Source organism: Proteus sp. STS61-E (assembly GCF_040932335.1).
Taxonomy (GTDB): Bacteria; Pseudomonadota; Gammaproteobacteria; order Enterobacterales; family Enterobacteriaceae; genus Proteus; species Proteus mirabilis_B.
The window spans coordinates 357,755-372,432 of the sequence record NZ_JBFQGE010000003.1; the positions used below are offsets into that span (position 1 = coordinate 357,755).

Here is a 14,678-nt window from a genome sequence, read left to right on the forward strand (position 1 = left end):
GGATTATTAAGGTTATAAAAAATAACCCTGTGTCTTTATGAGATACAGGGTTTTTTCTTTATTACTAAAACAAGCAATAAAGTGAATAGATTAAGCCTTATTTTCAGCTTGAGTTTCTACCACAATTTCAACTTCTTCAACTTGGGAAACTTCAATTTGAGGTTTTGCCAGTAGACCAGCTTCTAGCTCATTTAAACGTTGTTCTAAACGATTAAGTTTTTCACGAGTACGTAATAAAACTTGAGTTTGTACATCAAACTCTTCGCGATTGACTAAATCCAACTTGTTTAATTGAGATTGCAGAACAGTGCGGATTTTTTTATCAATGTCATCACCAAAATCTTTAATGCCCTGTGGCAGAACGTTTTGGATTTGGCGCGCGACTTGTTCAAGTTTTTTCGGGTCCAACATGGGAAGTCCTCACAAATAAAATAGAAAGCTGAGGCTAAGTGTAATATGAGGACAGAGGGAATAAAACCAGATATCAAGATTATTGTTACTTTTTTATTATAAATAGTTAAATAACCGTATGTCATAAAATGATTATGTGATGAAACAAAGATTGTCGCCGATTGATGATTGCCTCTTATAATTTTAAAGCGTATAGTTTCACCGTTAATCTCAGGGCGGGGTGAAAGTCCCCACCGGCGGTAGATACCTGAATACTTAGGTAAAGCCCGCGAGCGCTTTGTGTTGCCATTGTAATGCAAAGGTCAGCAGATCCAGTGTGATTCTGGAGCCGACAGTTAAAGTCTGGATGGGAGAGAATAAAATAGCATCAGTAGGATCATTGTATCCATTCCTGTTGTTTCTGCTTGTGTATTTATTAAGCAGAGATCCACTCCTAAGACTGCCCTGATTCTGGTAACTTTCATTAATTATTGAGGTTTTTTTACCATGAATCAGACGCTACTTTCCGAATTCGGTAATCCATTTGAGCGTGTTGAACTTGCTCTAGAAGCCCTTCGTGCTGGCAAAGGCGTAATGGTGCTCGATGACGAGAACCGCGAAAATGAAGGCGATATGGTTTTCGCAGCAGAAACGATGACCACAGAACAAATGGCGATGTCTATTCGTCATGGTAGTGGCATTGTTTGTTTATGCATTACAGAAGAACGCCGTCAACAACTTGATTTGCCTATGATGGTGGAAAATAACACCAGTCATTTCCATACGGCATTTACAGTCACGATTGAAGCAGCACAAGGTGTAACGACGGGTGTTTCAGCATCTGATCGTTTAACCACAGTACGTGCAGCGGCAGCTGATAATGCAAAACCAAGTGATTTAAATCGTCCCGGTCACGTATTCCCATTACGTGCTCAACCTGGCGGTGTGTTAACGCGTGGTGGACACACTGAAGCGTCGATTGATTTAGCAACTTTAGCCGGTTTTAAACCTGTTGCAGTGTTATGCGAATTAACAAATGACGATGGCACAATGGCAAGAGCACCAGAAGTAATTACTTTTGCTAAAAAGCACAATATGCCTGTGTTAACTATTGAAGATTTAGTGGCTTATCGTCTTCGTGAGGAGAAAAAAGCTGGCTGAAATTAACATGTTATAAACGACACTGAAAAACACACACACTTATATCAAGCCACTTAAGGAAACTTAGGTGGCTTTTTTCATATTTTTTGAATAACTATTTCATACTTCTTTGACTATATTTCAAGTAAGAAGGCAGTATGCTTATGTGATAAGAACACTCGCCATAAGAGGTGGTTATGGAAACAAAAATGATGCCAGCGCTGTTTATTGGGCATGGTAGTCCAATGAATGTATTAGAAGATAATACATATACTCGCCTCTGGTCAAAATTAGGGGAAACGCTTCCTCAACCTAAAGCGATTTTAGTGATTTCAGCTCATTGGTATACCGATGGGACTTATGTAACAGCAATGTCGCAACCAAAGACAATTCATGATTTCTATGGATTTCCACCAGAGTTATACGCAATAGAATATCCAGCGCGAGGCTCGATAGGCTTAGCCGCACTGATTGAAGATCTTATCGATCCGATTAAATTAAAACTCGATATGGATCAATGGGGATTAGATCATGGGAGTTGGGGAATACTCGAAAAAATGTATCCCAATGCAAATATTCCTGTTGTTCAATTAAGCATTGATGCACGCCAATCAGCACAATGGCATTATGAATTGGGGCAAAAGCTGGTTGAATTACGTAAAGAAGGCGTCTTAATTATTGGTAGCGGTAATATCGTTCACAATTTAAGAATGATGGATTGGCAAAATAGCGATGCGACGCCTTATTCTTGGGCATTAGCCTTTAATGAGGCAGTCGAAAACAGCTTACGAAGCGATAATGTACCAGAAGCGTTATTTACGATTTTATCAACAGAAGAAGGGCGACTGGCACACCCTACACCAGACCATTTTTTACCTGCGTTGTATCTATTAGGTTTAAAACAAGAGGGTGAAAAGGCAACAGTGCTGAATAATGATATTGTGAATAAATCACTAAGCATGATGACGTTTCAAATTGGATAAAACTATCCAATAAAACTAATTGATAGAAGTGAAAGGCTAAATCCATTTTATGGAATTTGGCCTTTTTTATATTAAATATTAATGTATCGATTCATTATATTTCCCTCGTTATTAACCTTTCCAATTTTCTATATAGATATAATAAATGTTTTTAACCTTTTGTTTATATTGATTTTATTTTTATTTGGTGAAAATTTTGATAAACTTCATAGCTATTAGATGAATGCTTTTTATATTTCTCTAAATAAGTTAATTATGTTTTTTGAATATCTCCCAGTTTGATGTTGATAATTATCTGCTCTACACTTATGCACATAAATGATGCACATAAATGGAGCTTATAATGAAAACATTGACGATGAGTAAAAAAGATAAACGAGGAGTTAATGTGTATCTAACTGTAAAATTGGTGGATGAAGCGCGAGAGCTTGGAATTAATTTATCAGCAACACTTGATCAAATGTTATCTGATGCCATTCGTGAAAAAAAGCGGGAACAGTGGAAAGCTGAAAATAAAAATGGCATTCAAGCTCTTAATGAATTCGAACAGGAAATGGGGTTATTTACTGATGATGATGAATATGGGGTTATTTGATGTCTCAATACACAATATATCGTAATAAATCCCTTAAATCGAAAGAACAGTACCCTTATTTTATTGATATTCAAAATGAACTACTAAGTGATATTGATTCTCGGGTCATTATGCCGATTACTCAGTTATCACATAAGAACTCTCAAATAGAGATATTGGCACCCGTTATTGAAATAGATAATCAGAAATATGTTGTTATGACGAAATCTATAACAGCCGTAGCAAAGAGTAAGTTAAGAACAGTTGATATTGTGTGTGTTAGGCCTGAGATCCATACAGCAATAGTGTCTGCTATGGATATGATCATTTCTGGAATATAGTCTTATATTGAAATCATCAAAATAGAAAGCTATTTTGAATAAAAAAACACCTTACCGCTAACAAGCAATAAGGTGCTCAATATAATTTTAAGATTTCTATCAATCTAAAATAATATGCGGATAGAAGCGGGAGAGATCTTGAGTAATAAGCTCTCTATCTTCTCTAATGCAAATACCTGCGGATTGGTCGTTAACCAGCCAGCTACCAATTAATGTATAACTATCACCAAATTTTGGCAGTGGATGGAAATCTTGAACAATAAAGCCTTCTTCACCGTAAGGGCCATCTGCGACAGCAATATCCTTGCCGTTTTCAACAATACGAATATTTGCACCTTCGCGTGAAAACAGTGGCTTGATAACATAACGCGATAATGAATCAGGCGCTTTACCGTCATAAAAATATGCAGGCAGTAGATTTGGGTGATTAGGGAACATCTCCCAAAGCATTGGTAGCAATGCTTTATTTGAAATAATGCTCTTCCAAGAAGGCTCTAACCAACGAATACCTGCATCAGCCAGTTTAGTTGAGAAGTCTTCGCGGAACATAAATTCCCAAGGGTAAAGCTTAAACATATTGCTGATTATCTGATCTTGCAGATCAGTTAACTCACCACGTTCGCCTAGACCCAGATCTTCAATAAAAACAAAATCAGTCGTTACTTGGGCTTCTTCAGCACAATCTTGTAGATATTGAACTGTACCACGATCTTCTTCAGTATCTTGGCAACAAGACATATGCAGATAACGCATTCCGTATTGATCACGAAGCTCTGAGAATCGATCAATTAATTTCTCTTGAATGCTGTTAAATTGATCGGCATTTTGCGGTAAACGACCTGCATTGACTTGATCTTCAAGCCAGATCCATTGGAAAAAAGCAGATTCATACAGAGAAGTTGGAGTATCTGCATTATTTTCTAACAGTTTTGCCGGATTTTTACCGTCATACGCTAAATCAAGACGTGAATAGAGTGAAGGTTGAGATGATTTCCATGAATCACGTACAAAATCCCAGCAGTGACGCGGGATTTGAAAGCGAGTCAGTAATTCTTCACTATTAGCCACTTTATCAGCGACTTGTAGGCACATCTGATGCAACTCTTCCGTCGTTTCTTCTAACGTTTCAACCTCTTCCATTGAGAATTGATAATAAGCATCTTCAGACCAATAAGGCTCGCCATACATTGTATGAAAGTTAAAGCCAAATTCCGTTGCTTTTTCACGCCAATCCGGGCGTTCAATGATATTTTCACGTTTCATGGTTTTAATTAACCACCTGAACGATAAGAAGATGAACCAGTTGAGCTACGGTTATTATTTGTTGCACTGGTACGTTGAGCTGCTGCTTGTCTTGAAACCGTATTACCAAAGCCACCACGTGTTACTGTTGAAGTTGTTGATGGTTTTGGTGTCATTGCTGTTTTTGGCACGTTCATTTGACGACCGCCAACCGCAGGGCCGTAGTTACGACCTGTTGCATCCACAAATTTACCATTTGCGGGGCTTGTTGGATTACGCGAACTAAACAGAGGTTGTGCTGGCGCACCGCCACCCATTAAGCGACCCATCATATAGCCCGCCATTAATGGCATAAAGAAGCTACCGCCGGAGTTAGCCTGAGCCATTTGTGAGCTGTCTGGGCTTAAATTATTGGCATTTTCAGTACTAACAGGCTGTCCATCAATAGACGCTGTTTGAGTACATTGTGCATCACCGAATTCAGCTACGCAGTCTTCTAATGTTGCGTATTTAGGTGCGGTACGCTGTGCTTCTTGCAATGCAGTGCGATAAGAGTCTTCACACTGTGCTGCTTGTGACGGATTCGCTTGAGCACATTCTTGTGCGTTCATATACAGTGAAACTGTCTCATCGCTCTCTTCACATCCTGAAAGCGCGAATACAGCAGTGATGGCGATTGCAACAGGCGCCAGACGATAAGGACGAAATGCTTTACGGAAAGCATCACGATTAATCGATTTGGTACGTTTCATTGGCATATTGATAAGATCCATAAAAGGTAAAACGTTCAAAATAAAAGCTAGGATAGGTTAAATAGTCTAGAAAATAAATAAGAAACGCCTAATCATCAGGGATAACCAGAAATTTGTGATCTTTATAAGGTTAAGGGTAATGAAATTAGGTAAATCCTCTCTTTTTAACCTAATTGTAATTAAGGTATTTGTTAATACAAGAATATAGATATTGTCGAGATCTTAATTTAATCCATAACACAATATCTTATGTGAAGAGAAAGCATAAAAAAAACCGCTTATCAGTTTATCGCTGAAAGCGGTTTTTTATAAGTGGCTAACTTCTTAATTCAGGATTAAGGCGCAACGTTAAGAGCAGGGCTTGTTAACGGGCGGATAATGCTGTCTGGTGAAGTGGAAATTTCTGCACCTAATGCATTATTTAACTGAATTAAATCATTTTCATTTAAGGTACCACGAGCATATTCAATATTTAATTGGTTAATTAAATAGTCATAACGCGCGTTAGATAATTTCTGTTTTGCATCGTAAAGCGTTGTTGTGGCATTCAGCACATCAACAATAGTACGAGTACCCACTTGATAACCCGCTTCAGTTGCATCTAATGAACTTTGCGCAGAAACAACGACTTGTTGATACGCTTTAATGCTACTGATCGACGCAGAAATATTGTTATAAGAAGAACGAGCGATTTGGACAATCGAACGATAAACCGATTCTAATTGTTCGCTTGCACTAGTAAAACCATATTGTGCTTGTTCAACTTGTGAGCTTGTTCTGCCACCGGTATATAGAGGGATGCTAACAGACAGACCAATACTATTTTGACCATTGTAACTATTGCGACTATTACCTGCTGTTGCTGGAGGTAATGCGCTACCGTGACTATGGCTATTTGATACGCCAGTTGATGCATTTAAATCTACTGTTGGTAAGTGACCTGATTGCGCTAAACGAATATTTTCGCGCGCTAAATCTTGACCTAAACGTGCACTTAATAAACTTAAGTTACGCTCTTCAGCATCTTTTAGCAGTTTCTCAATAGAGTCTGGTGAAGTTGTTGAAAAACGACCAATATTGAGTGAGGCAAGATTAATGTAATAGATACCACTGACTTGGCGTAGTTTTTCTAATGCATTATCTAATTGATTTCGACCAGCCACTTCTTGTGCCAGTACGCTATCGTAATTTGCACGCGCATTTTGTACGTCAGTAATTGCCACTAAACCTACGTTAAAACGTTGAGTTGTTTGATCTAACTGACGGTAAACTTGTTCTTTTTGCGCTTCAATAAATGACAGTGAATCGATAGCACGCAAAACATCAAAGTAAGCGGTCGCGGTGTCTAAAATCAGTTTTTGCTGACTTGTTTGGTAAGTCACATCGCTCATGCCCGCTGTTTTTTCTTGAATGTTTAATTGACGCCATAAAGCCATGTTAAACACACTTTGAGTCAGCGTTAAACTTGCGCCAATAGAATTGGATTCGGTATCTCTTGCATCACGGTAGCCGCTTTTATAATCTGCAGATGCACCTAATCCTAATTGTGGTAATAATGAGCCACGAGCTTCATTAATTTTTTCAAAAGCTTGATTTCGTTCAGCTAATGATTTGCGTAACTCAGGGTTACTGTCCTTTGCTTTTTGATAAACTTGAAGCAGATCCTCAGCCTGACTTGCAGTGCTGAATCCTGCCAAACTCATCGTGACCAAAAGAGAGAGCAGTTTTTTCATTTTAATTCCTTGTTGCAACAGTTTCGCTGAGTTGCCTCTGTTAATCTTGATTGGGGATAATTCTAGCAGATTGTTTCCCTAAGTAGGGGTAGCCATTTGTGCCATATCCTTTTATTTTAGATTAACTTTACATGAATTGTTGGCAAATTTCTTTAAATCTGTATTAAACGTAAGCAATAAAAAGACTCTTAAATGTAACTTAAGGAACATTGTATGAAGAAAAGGGAAAATACACCATTTTTATACGGTCGTGAAGATGTGAAATTGCTCAATCAGAGAGATTTATATAAAGGCTTTTTTCGCATGACCGAATATCGCTTTAAACATCGCCTTTTTGAAGGAGGATGGAGTGAAGAGGTTAAACGTGAGGTTTTTGAACGAGGCAATGCTGGTGTTTTGCTCGCTTATGATCCCAAACGTGATGAAGTGGTGCTAATTGAGCAAATTCGTATTCCTGCGTATGAAACCAGCGAGACACCTTGGTTGCTTGAAGTGGTTGCGGGTATGGTCGAACAAGGGGAAAGCCCTGAAGATGTTGTTAGACGTGAAGCCCAAGAAGAAGCAGGGGTTGTTGTTGGACGATGCGAACCTATTGTGAGTTATCTTTCAAGCCCTGGCGGTACAAGTGAAAGAATGCATGTCTATGTTGGCGAAGTGGATGCAACAACGGCAAAAGGTATTCATGGGTTAGCGTGTGAGAACGAAGATATTCGTGTTCATGTCGTGAGCCGAGAACAAGCCTATTGTTGGGTTGAAGAAGGCGTTATTGATAATGCAGCATCTGTTATTGCTCTGCAATGGTTACAACTTCATCATATTGCACTAAGAGAGCGTTGGTCAGTAATTTAATACACTAATCAATCTTTAAAGGATGTTTTTAGTAATATTATCAAGTAGAGTAACTATCTCTAAGTATACGATATCAAATGAATTAAATTGTAAAATGAAGTGAAAAAAACGTGATTGAAAGCGAGAATATTTCTCACTAATCTTTTGAAATGTGTATTGGTTGGCAGATCTTTACTACGAAAATACGTTAACATAACGGCTAATGAGAGTGAAACAAGGAAACCTTTTGGAAAGCCAGCTTGAATTATCGGTGAAACATAAAAACACCGTAAGAATATTACAAATCACAGACACCCACCTCTTTGCTAATGTGGAAGATACTCTGCTGGGTATAAATACCTATCGTAGCTACCATGCAGTATTAAATGCGATTAGAGAGCAGGGTCTTGATGTTGACTTGATTGTTGCGACAGGTGATTTAGTTCAAGATCAAACCTTTGAAGCTTATCAGCATTTTGCTGATGGCATTGCGACGCTGACACCTCCTTGTGTTTGGTTGCCGGGTAATCATGACTATCAACCTGCGATGATTGATGCTTTAAATCAGGCAGGAATTTTGTCAGCAAAACAAGTGTTGATTGGTGATAATTGGCAAATGCTATTATTAGATAGCCAAATTCAAGGCGTTCCTCATGGTGAGTTATCAGATTGCCAGTTAGATTGGCTAACGCGCTGTCTTGAAAGCCAAAAGCACAGAGATACGATTATCTTGTTACATCATCATCCTATGCCTTCAGGGTGTACATGGTTAGATCAACACAGTTTAAGAAATTCTCAAGAATTGGCTGAGCGTTTAAAAGATCACTCTCAAGTAAAAATGATGCTTTGTGGCCATATTCACCAAGAAATGGATGAAATGTGGAATGGTATTCGTTTGTTGGCGACACCTTCTACGTGCATTCAGTTTCGCCCTCATTGTACAAATTTTACATTAGATACAGTTTCTCCGGGCTGGCGCTATTTGGAAATGTCACTTTTATCTGATGAGAAGGGCAAAATTGACACACAGGTTTATCGTTTAGCGGGTACTGAATTTTGTCCTGATCTTGATGCGGATGGCTATTAAGTTATGCCTCGTATTCTTTACTTACATGGCTTTAATAGCTCACCTAAATCAGCAAAGGCGCAGGCTTTTCGCCAATGGCTTGAAGTAACTCATCCTGAAATTGAATTGTTAGTTCCTCAATTGCCACTCTACCCTCAAGAAGCCGCTCAGTTAATTGAAACGTTAGTTAAAGAGAGTGCCGATGATAAACTTGGATTAATTGGCTCATCATTAGGTGGCTATTTATCTATTTGGTTATCTCAACGTTTTAACTTACCTGCGGTTGTTGTTAATCCTGCGATACGACCGTTCGATCTTTTGCAAGACTTTTTGGGGGAGAACGAAAATCCTTATACACATCAAAAATATAAGCTAGAACCTCATCATATGGATGAGCTGCTTGCTTTGCGTATTCCCACAATCACATCACCTGAACTTATTTGGTTGCTTCAACAAACTGGAGATGAAATACTTGATTATCGTCAAGCTGTCTCATATCTTGGCGCGTGTAGGCAAACCATAGAATCGGATGGAAACCATGCTTTTGTGGGTTTTGAACGTTTTTTTCCGAAAATTATTCAATTTTTAAAGATAATTTAGCCTTTCGGTCGATTAACCTGTAAAACGTAGGTTGATGTATCTAGCCGAAAATTAATATCATATTGCCGCCAACACCTGTTATTATAAACAGTATTTTTCTAACAGCGAACCGCAGATTAAAACAATGACTCAATCAAGTTATAACGCAAAGGATATTGAGGTTCTTAATGGTCTAGAGCCTGTACGTCGCCGTCCGGGGATGTATACAGATACAACAAGACCGAACCATTTGGCACAGGAAGTGATAGATAATAGCGTGGACGAGGCGCTTGCGGGACACGCATCGAAGGTCGATGTCATTTTATATGAAGATCAATCTATCGAAGTTATCGATAACGGGCGAGGAATGCCGGTCGATATTCACCCTGAACTTAAAGTCTCTGCTATCGAGTTAATCCTAGCTCACCTCCACGCCGGAGGAAAATTCTCTAATAAAAACTATCAATTTTCTGGCGGGTTGCATGGTGTAGGGATCTCGGTTGTTAACGCCCTCTCAAAGCGTATTGAAGTAACTGTTCGTCGTGATGGCAAAATTTACCAAATTGCCTTTGAAAATGGCGATAAAGTTGAAGAGTTACACGAAATTGGCACCTGTGCAAAACGAGACACAGGAACGAGTGTACATTTTTGGCCTGATGGCTCTTATTTTGATGTTCCTCGTTTTTCGTCTAAAAGTTTATCTCACGTATTGAAAGCCAAAGCGGTACTGTGCCCAGGCGTTAATGTTTCTTTTGTTGATAAAGTAAATAACACCCAAGAGAACTGGTGCTACGCTGATGGTTTAACCGATTATTTAAGTGAAGCTGTTGCTGAATTTGTTCGCCTTCCTGAAGAGCCATTTACTGGCAAATTTGAAGGTGATAATGAAGCCGTTGAATGGTCTATGTTATGGCTGCCTGAAGGTGGCGATCTACTCACTGAAAGCTATGTTAACTTAATTCCAACGGTACAAGGTGGTACACACGTAAATGGTTTACGCCAAGGCGTGTTAGATGCCATGCGTGAATTTTGTGAATTCCGTAATTTACTACCAAGAGGCCTTAAGTTAACTGCCGATGATACATGGGAACGTTGTGCTTATGTATTATCAGTGAAAATGCAAGATCCTCAATTTGCAGGGCAGACTAAAGAGCGACTCTCCTCAAGACAAACCAGTGCGTTTGTTGCAAATGCAGTAAAAAATGCTTTTAGCTTATGGCTAAATCAGAATGTTCAAATCGGTGAATTACTTGCTGAAATGGCAATTAGTAGTGCCCAACGTCGTATGCGTGCCGCTAAAAAAGTGGTGAGAAAGAAACTCACTTCAGGGCCTGCATTGCCGGGTAAATTGGCTGATTGTACTTCTCAAGATTTACGTTATACCGAACTGTTTTTAGTTGAAGGGGACTCTGCAGGAGGCTCAGCTAAACAAGCGCGAGATCGTGAATATCAAGCGATTATGCCTCTGCGCGGTAAGATCTTAAATACATGGGAAGTTTCTTCAGATGAAGTGCTAGCGTCACAAGAAGTCCATGATATTTCCGTAGCGATTGGTATGGACCCTGATAGTGATGACTTAAGCCAATTACGTTACGGTAAAGTTTGTATCCTTGCGGATGCTGACTCAGATGGTTTACATATCGCAACCTTACTGTGTGCTTTATTTGTGCGCCATTTCCCTGCTCTTGTTAAGGAAGGGCATGTTTATATGGCGATGCCACCACTTTACCGTATCGATTTAGGTAAAGAAGTTCATTATGCCCTTGATGAATCAGAAAAAAATGCCATTTTACAACGACTAAGCCGTAAAAAAGGAAAGCCTAACGTACAGCGCTTCAAAGGCCTGGGGGAGATGAACCCACTTCAACTGCGTGAAACAACGCTTGATCCTAATACGCGTCGTTTAGTGCAATTGGTGATTGATGATGAGAATTATCAAGAAACCCTAGGCATGATGGATATGTTGTTAGCGAAGAAACGCTCTGAAGATCGCCGAAATTGGTTACAAGAAAAAGGCGATGAAGTTGACATCGAAGTGTAATGGATACCACAAGAGTCTGAGGAAAAAATTGAATGAGTGAATTGACTCATGATGGTGTAGAGCGCCAACCGCTCCACTTATTTACAGAAAATGCCTATCTCAACTACTCCATGTACGTCATTATGGATCGTGCATTGCCTTTTATTGGAGATGGGCTAAAACCCGTGCAACGTCGTATCGTTTATGCGATGTCAGAGCTTGGTTTAAGTAATAACGCAAAATTTAAAAAGTCAGCCCGTACAGTTGGTGACGTGCTAGGTAAATATCACCCACATGGTGATGGTGCATGTTATGAAGCTATGGTGCTTATGGCTCAACCATTCTCTTACCGTTATCCGTTAATTGATGGACAAGGTAACTGGGGTGCACCAGATGATCCGAAATCTTTCGCCGCGATGCGTTATACCGAATCACGCCTTTCTAAATATTCACAAACATTATTGAGTGAATTAGGACATGGTACGGTAGATTGGATACCTAACTTTGACGGCACGATGCAAGAGCCGAAAATGTTACCTGCACGCTTACCTAATATTGTGCTTAATGGTACAACCGGTATTGCTGTTGGGATGGCAACGGATATTCCACCGCACAATGCGCGTGAAATAGGACAAGCTTTAGTGATGCTTTTAGATAATCCTGATGCGGGGTTATCTGACGTGATGCAATATGTTCAAGGCCCTGATTATCCGACTGAAGCTGAAATTATTACTGCTCACGATGATATCAAAAAGATTTATAAAACAGGACGTGGCTCTGTCAGAATGAGAGCTGTGTGGCAGAAAGAAGAAGGATGTGCGGTGATCACTGCATTACCTCATCAAGTTTCTGGTGCCAAAGTTCTTGAGCAAATTGCCGCATTAATGCGTGCTAAAAAACTACCTTTAGTTGAAGATTTACGTGATGAATCTGATCATGAAAATCCAACTAGACTTGTTATTGTTCCTCGTAGTAATCGCGTCGATTTAGAACAAGTGATGTACTACTTGTTTGTGAATACTGATTTAGAGAAAAGTTATCGCGTTAACCTAAATATGATTGGGTTAGATAACCGCCCGGCAGTAAAAGGATTACTGACTATTTTAAACGAATGGTTAGTTTATCGTCGCCAAACAGTCACAAACCGCTTAAATCACCGTTTAGAAAAGGTTTTACGTCGCTTAGAAATTCTCAAAGGTTTATTGATTGCTTATCTCAATATTGATGAAGTGATTGAAATTATTCGTCATGAAGATGAGCCAAAAGCAGAATTAATGCGTCGCTTTGAGTTATCCGATATTCAAGCCGAAGCTATTTTAGAGTTACGTTTACGTCATTTAGCCAAACTTGAAGAGATGAAACTAAAAGGCGAAAGCGATGAGCTTGAAAAAGAACGCGATAGCATTGAGAAGTTGTTAAGTTCACCACGTCGTTTAAATACTTTACTGAAAAAAGAGATTGAAGCCGACGCAAAAGAATTTGGTGATGATCGTCGTTCGCCAATCCGTCCTCAAGAAGAGGCGAAAGTGGTAAATGAACAAGATATGTTGCCATCAGAGCCTGTCACCATTGTATTGTCTGAAATGGGTTGGGTACGTAATGCGAAAGGACATGATATTGATCCTAGTGGCATGAGTTATCGTGCAGGGGATAGTTATCACAGCGCAGTACGTGGTATGAGTAATCAGCCTGTTCTATTCCTTGATTCTACGGGACGTAGTTATACCTTAAGTCCAAATGATATGCCTTCAGGGCGTAGTCAAGGCGAACCATTAACAGGCAAGTTAACTTTCCCACCTGATGCCAGCGTGAAATACATGTTAGCGGGAAGTGCGGGGCAAGAGTATTTACTGGCGACAAAAGAAGGTTATGGTTCTGTTCTCTCTTACGATGAGATGGAGACGAAGAATAAGACAGGTAAAGGGCTACTAACAGTTTCTGAAGAGACTGAATTATTAGCTCCGTTCTTAGTTGATCCTCAAAAGAAAAATGAGCAGCACTGGTTTATTATCATTACCGATAAAACACGTATTCTAGCCATTTCAGCAGAACAGCTAAATGAAATGAATAAAAAAGGACGTGGTACACGTCTTGTTGCTTTAGGGAAAGAGCAAGGTGATGTGATTGAACAAATACTGTTCGCACCTAAAGAAGAAGCATTAATCTTTACTGTTGATGGTCAGCAAGAAGTACTTAAAGCAGAAGAGATCAACTATTTTAGCGGTAATGCGGGTGATGAACCTATTCCGTTAAAACATCTACATCCTGAAGCTGTTACCGTCATTATGTCTGAAAAAGGGCTTATTCGTTGCCAGAAAGGACATAATATTGATGCTAAATCGGCTGGCTTTAAAGCAGGTGATGATTATTTTGATGCTGTTGAAGGTATGAGTAATCAACCGGTACACTTGATTGATACAACAGGTCAAAGCTATACCGTTGATGTTGATGCATTACCTTCTGGTCGTAGCAAAGGCGATGCGCTAACTGAACGATTAAAAGTTCAGAAAGGTGCACAATTACGCCATGTTGTTATGGGCGAAAGTACTGATAAGATCTTAATGGCATCTGATGCAGGTTATGGTTTTATTTGTCAGGTTGATGATTTAACTTCTAAAAATAAAGCAGGTAAATCACTACTGACTTTACCTGAAAATGCATTACCATTACCGCCACAACGCTTGAATAATGAGCTCACCGATCTCATTATGATCATTACTAAAGGCGGTAGAATGCTGATTTTTGAAGCCGCGGAATTACCAACGATGGTAAAAGGAAAAGGAAATCAGATGGTTTCTATTCCAGCCTCACAAGCAGCAAGTGGTGAGGATAACGTTGCTTGGTTACGAGTATTACCTGAAAATGCTTCTGTTACACTGCATTTCGGTAAACGTAAAATGACAATGTCGATGGATGAGCTAGTTAGCTTTAAAGCAAAACGTGGACGCCGAGGAACCTCTTTACCTCGCGGTGCTCAAGTTATCGATCATATTGATATTGAAACAAATTAAATCTAATACTTAATTGTTA

13 protein-coding genes and 1 riboswitch are annotated in these 14,678 nt (G+C 39.4%); of the genes, 9 read left to right on the forward strand and 4 right to left on the reverse strand.

Going from position 1 to position 14,678, the window contains the following annotated elements; genetic code table 11:
• Nucleotides 1-90: 90 nt before the first annotated feature.
• Nucleotides 91-411, reverse strand: coding sequence for an accessory factor UbiK family protein (locus tag AB4J89_RS09910; protein ID WP_088494644.1), 321 nt, complete (start codon nucleotides 409-411; stop codon nucleotides 91-93).
• 202 nt (nucleotides 412-613) lie between these two features.
• Nucleotides 614-773: riboswitch (FMN riboswitch) on the forward strand.
• 124 nt (nucleotides 774-897) lie between these two features.
• Between AB4J89_RS09910 and ribB the strand changes: the two genes are divergently transcribed.
• The 4 genes from ribB (at nucleotide 898) to AB4J89_RS09930 (ending at nucleotide 3,428) form a co-directional block, all read left to right on the forward strand.
• Nucleotides 898-1,551, forward strand: a complete 654-nt coding sequence (gene ribB / locus AB4J89_RS09915; RefSeq protein WP_023582768.1) for a 3,4-dihydroxy-2-butanone-4-phosphate synthase — start codon at nucleotides 898-900, stop codon at nucleotides 1,549-1,551.
• Between the two features lie 176 nt (nucleotides 1,552-1,727).
• Nucleotides 1,728-2,513, forward strand: a complete 786-nt coding sequence (ygiD, locus tag AB4J89_RS09920; RefSeq protein ID WP_311755311.1) for a 4,5-DOPA dioxygenase extradiol — start codon at nucleotides 1,728-1,730, stop codon at nucleotides 2,511-2,513.
• 343 nt (nucleotides 2,514-2,856) lie between these two features.
• Entirely contained in the window at nucleotides 2,857-3,108 is a 252-nt protein-coding gene (locus AB4J89_RS09925) for a type II toxin-antitoxin system CcdA family antitoxin (protein WP_088494646.1), read from the forward strand.
• Nucleotides 3,108-3,428 carry a CcdB family protein gene (locus AB4J89_RS09930; RefSeq protein WP_088494647.1) on the forward strand — a complete coding sequence of 107 codons (321 nt, stop codon included), beginning with the start codon at nucleotides 3,108-3,110 and terminating at the stop codon, nucleotides 3,426-3,428. The genes AB4J89_RS09925 and AB4J89_RS09930 overlap by 1 nt, the downstream gene beginning before the upstream one ends.
• 99 nt (nucleotides 3,429-3,527) lie before the next feature.
• Here the strand turns inward: AB4J89_RS09930 and AB4J89_RS09935 are convergent, their stop codons facing one another.
• The 3 genes from AB4J89_RS09935 to tolC form a co-directional block, all read right to left on the reverse strand.
• Nucleotides 3,528-4,691 carry a glutathionylspermidine synthase family protein gene (locus tag AB4J89_RS09935; RefSeq protein ID WP_368469082.1) on the reverse strand — a complete coding sequence of 388 codons (1,164 nt, stop codon included), beginning with the start codon at nucleotides 4,689-4,691 and terminating at the stop codon, nucleotides 3,528-3,530.
• A gap of 8 nt (nucleotides 4,692-4,699) precedes the next feature.
• A complete protein-coding gene (locus AB4J89_RS09940) occupies nucleotides 4,700-5,428 on the reverse strand; it encodes a DUF1190 family protein (RefSeq protein ID WP_072070058.1) in 729 nt (242 codons plus the stop codon).
• A gap of 329 nt (nucleotides 5,429-5,757) precedes the next feature.
• Nucleotides 5,758-7,155 carry an outer membrane channel protein TolC gene (tolC, locus tag AB4J89_RS09945; RefSeq protein WP_088494649.1) on the reverse strand — a complete coding sequence of 466 codons (1,398 nt, stop codon included), beginning with the start codon at nucleotides 7,153-7,155 and terminating at the stop codon, nucleotides 5,758-5,760.
• 213 nt (nucleotides 7,156-7,368) lie between these two features.
• Here tolC and nudF point away from each other — a divergent pair, with 213 nt between their 5' ends.
• The 5 genes from nudF (at nucleotide 7,369) to parC (ending at nucleotide 14,659) form a co-directional block, all read left to right on the forward strand.
• The gene (gene nudF / locus AB4J89_RS09950; protein WP_088494650.1) at nucleotides 7,369-8,004 is read left to right on the forward strand and encodes an ADP-ribose diphosphatase; all 636 of its coding nucleotides are present in this window, start codon (nucleotides 7,369-7,371) and stop codon (nucleotides 8,002-8,004) included.
• A 226-nt stretch (nucleotides 8,005-8,230) separates the two neighbouring features.
• Entirely contained in the window at nucleotides 8,231-9,070 is an 840-nt protein-coding gene (cpdA, locus tag AB4J89_RS09955; protein WP_368469085.1) for a 3',5'-cyclic-AMP phosphodiesterase, read from the forward strand.
• A 3-nt stretch (nucleotides 9,071-9,073) separates the two neighbouring features.
• Nucleotides 9,074-9,649 carry an esterase YqiA gene (gene yqiA / locus AB4J89_RS09960; protein ID WP_368469087.1) on the forward strand — a complete coding sequence of 192 codons (576 nt, stop codon included), beginning with the start codon at nucleotides 9,074-9,076 and terminating at the stop codon, nucleotides 9,647-9,649.
• Nucleotides 9,650-9,773: 124 nt separating this feature from the next.
• Nucleotides 9,774-11,669 (forward strand): DNA topoisomerase IV subunit B, encoded by a 1,896-nt coding sequence (gene parE / locus AB4J89_RS09965; protein ID WP_088494653.1) that lies wholly within the window; start codon nucleotides 9,774-9,776, stop codon nucleotides 11,667-11,669.
• A gap of 32 nt (nucleotides 11,670-11,701) precedes the next feature.
• On the forward strand, nucleotides 11,702-14,659 hold the full coding sequence (gene parC, locus AB4J89_RS09970; RefSeq protein ID WP_368469089.1) for a DNA topoisomerase IV subunit A: 2,958 nt from the start codon (nucleotides 11,702-11,704) through the stop codon (nucleotides 14,657-14,659).
• The last annotated feature ends 19 nt before the right edge of the window (nucleotides 14,660-14,678 follow it).

Coding starts and splice junctions, on each gene's coding strand:
- ribB (WP_023582768.1), top strand. CDS start 898: ATGAATCAGACGCTACTTTCCGAATTCGGTAATCCATTTGAGCGTGTT.
- ygiD (WP_311755311.1), top strand. CDS start 1,728: ATGGAAACAAAAATGATGCCAGCGCTGTTTATTGGGCATGGTAGTCCA.
- parE (WP_088494653.1), top strand. CDS start 9,774: ATGACTCAATCAAGTTATAACGCAAAGGATATTGAGGTTCTTAATGGT.
- nudF (WP_088494650.1), top strand. CDS start 7,369: ATGAAGAAAAGGGAAAATACACCATTTTTATACGGTCGTGAAGATGTG.
- yqiA (WP_368469087.1), top strand. CDS start 9,074: ATGCCTCGTATTCTTTACTTACATGGCTTTAATAGCTCACCTAAATCA.
- AB4J89_RS09910 (WP_088494644.1), bottom strand. CDS start 411: ATGTTGGACCCGAAAAAACTTGAACAAGTCGCGCGCCAAATCCAAAAC.
- AB4J89_RS09930 (WP_088494647.1), top strand. CDS start 3,108: ATGTCTCAATACACAATATATCGTAATAAATCCCTTAAATCGAAAGAA.
- AB4J89_RS09935 (WP_368469082.1), bottom strand. CDS start 4,691: ATGAAACGTGAAAATATCATTGAACGCCCGGATTGGCGTGAAAAAGCA.
- parC (WP_368469089.1), top strand. CDS start 11,702: ATGAGTGAATTGACTCATGATGGTGTAGAGCGCCAACCGCTCCACTTA.
- AB4J89_RS09940 (WP_072070058.1), bottom strand. CDS start 5,428: ATGCCAATGAAACGTACCAAATCGATTAATCGTGATGCTTTCCGTAAA.
- AB4J89_RS09925 (WP_088494646.1), top strand. CDS start 2,857: ATGAAAACATTGACGATGAGTAAAAAAGATAAACGAGGAGTTAATGTG.
- tolC (WP_088494649.1), bottom strand. CDS start 7,155: ATGAAAAAACTGCTCTCTCTTTTGGTCACGATGAGTTTGGCAGGATTC.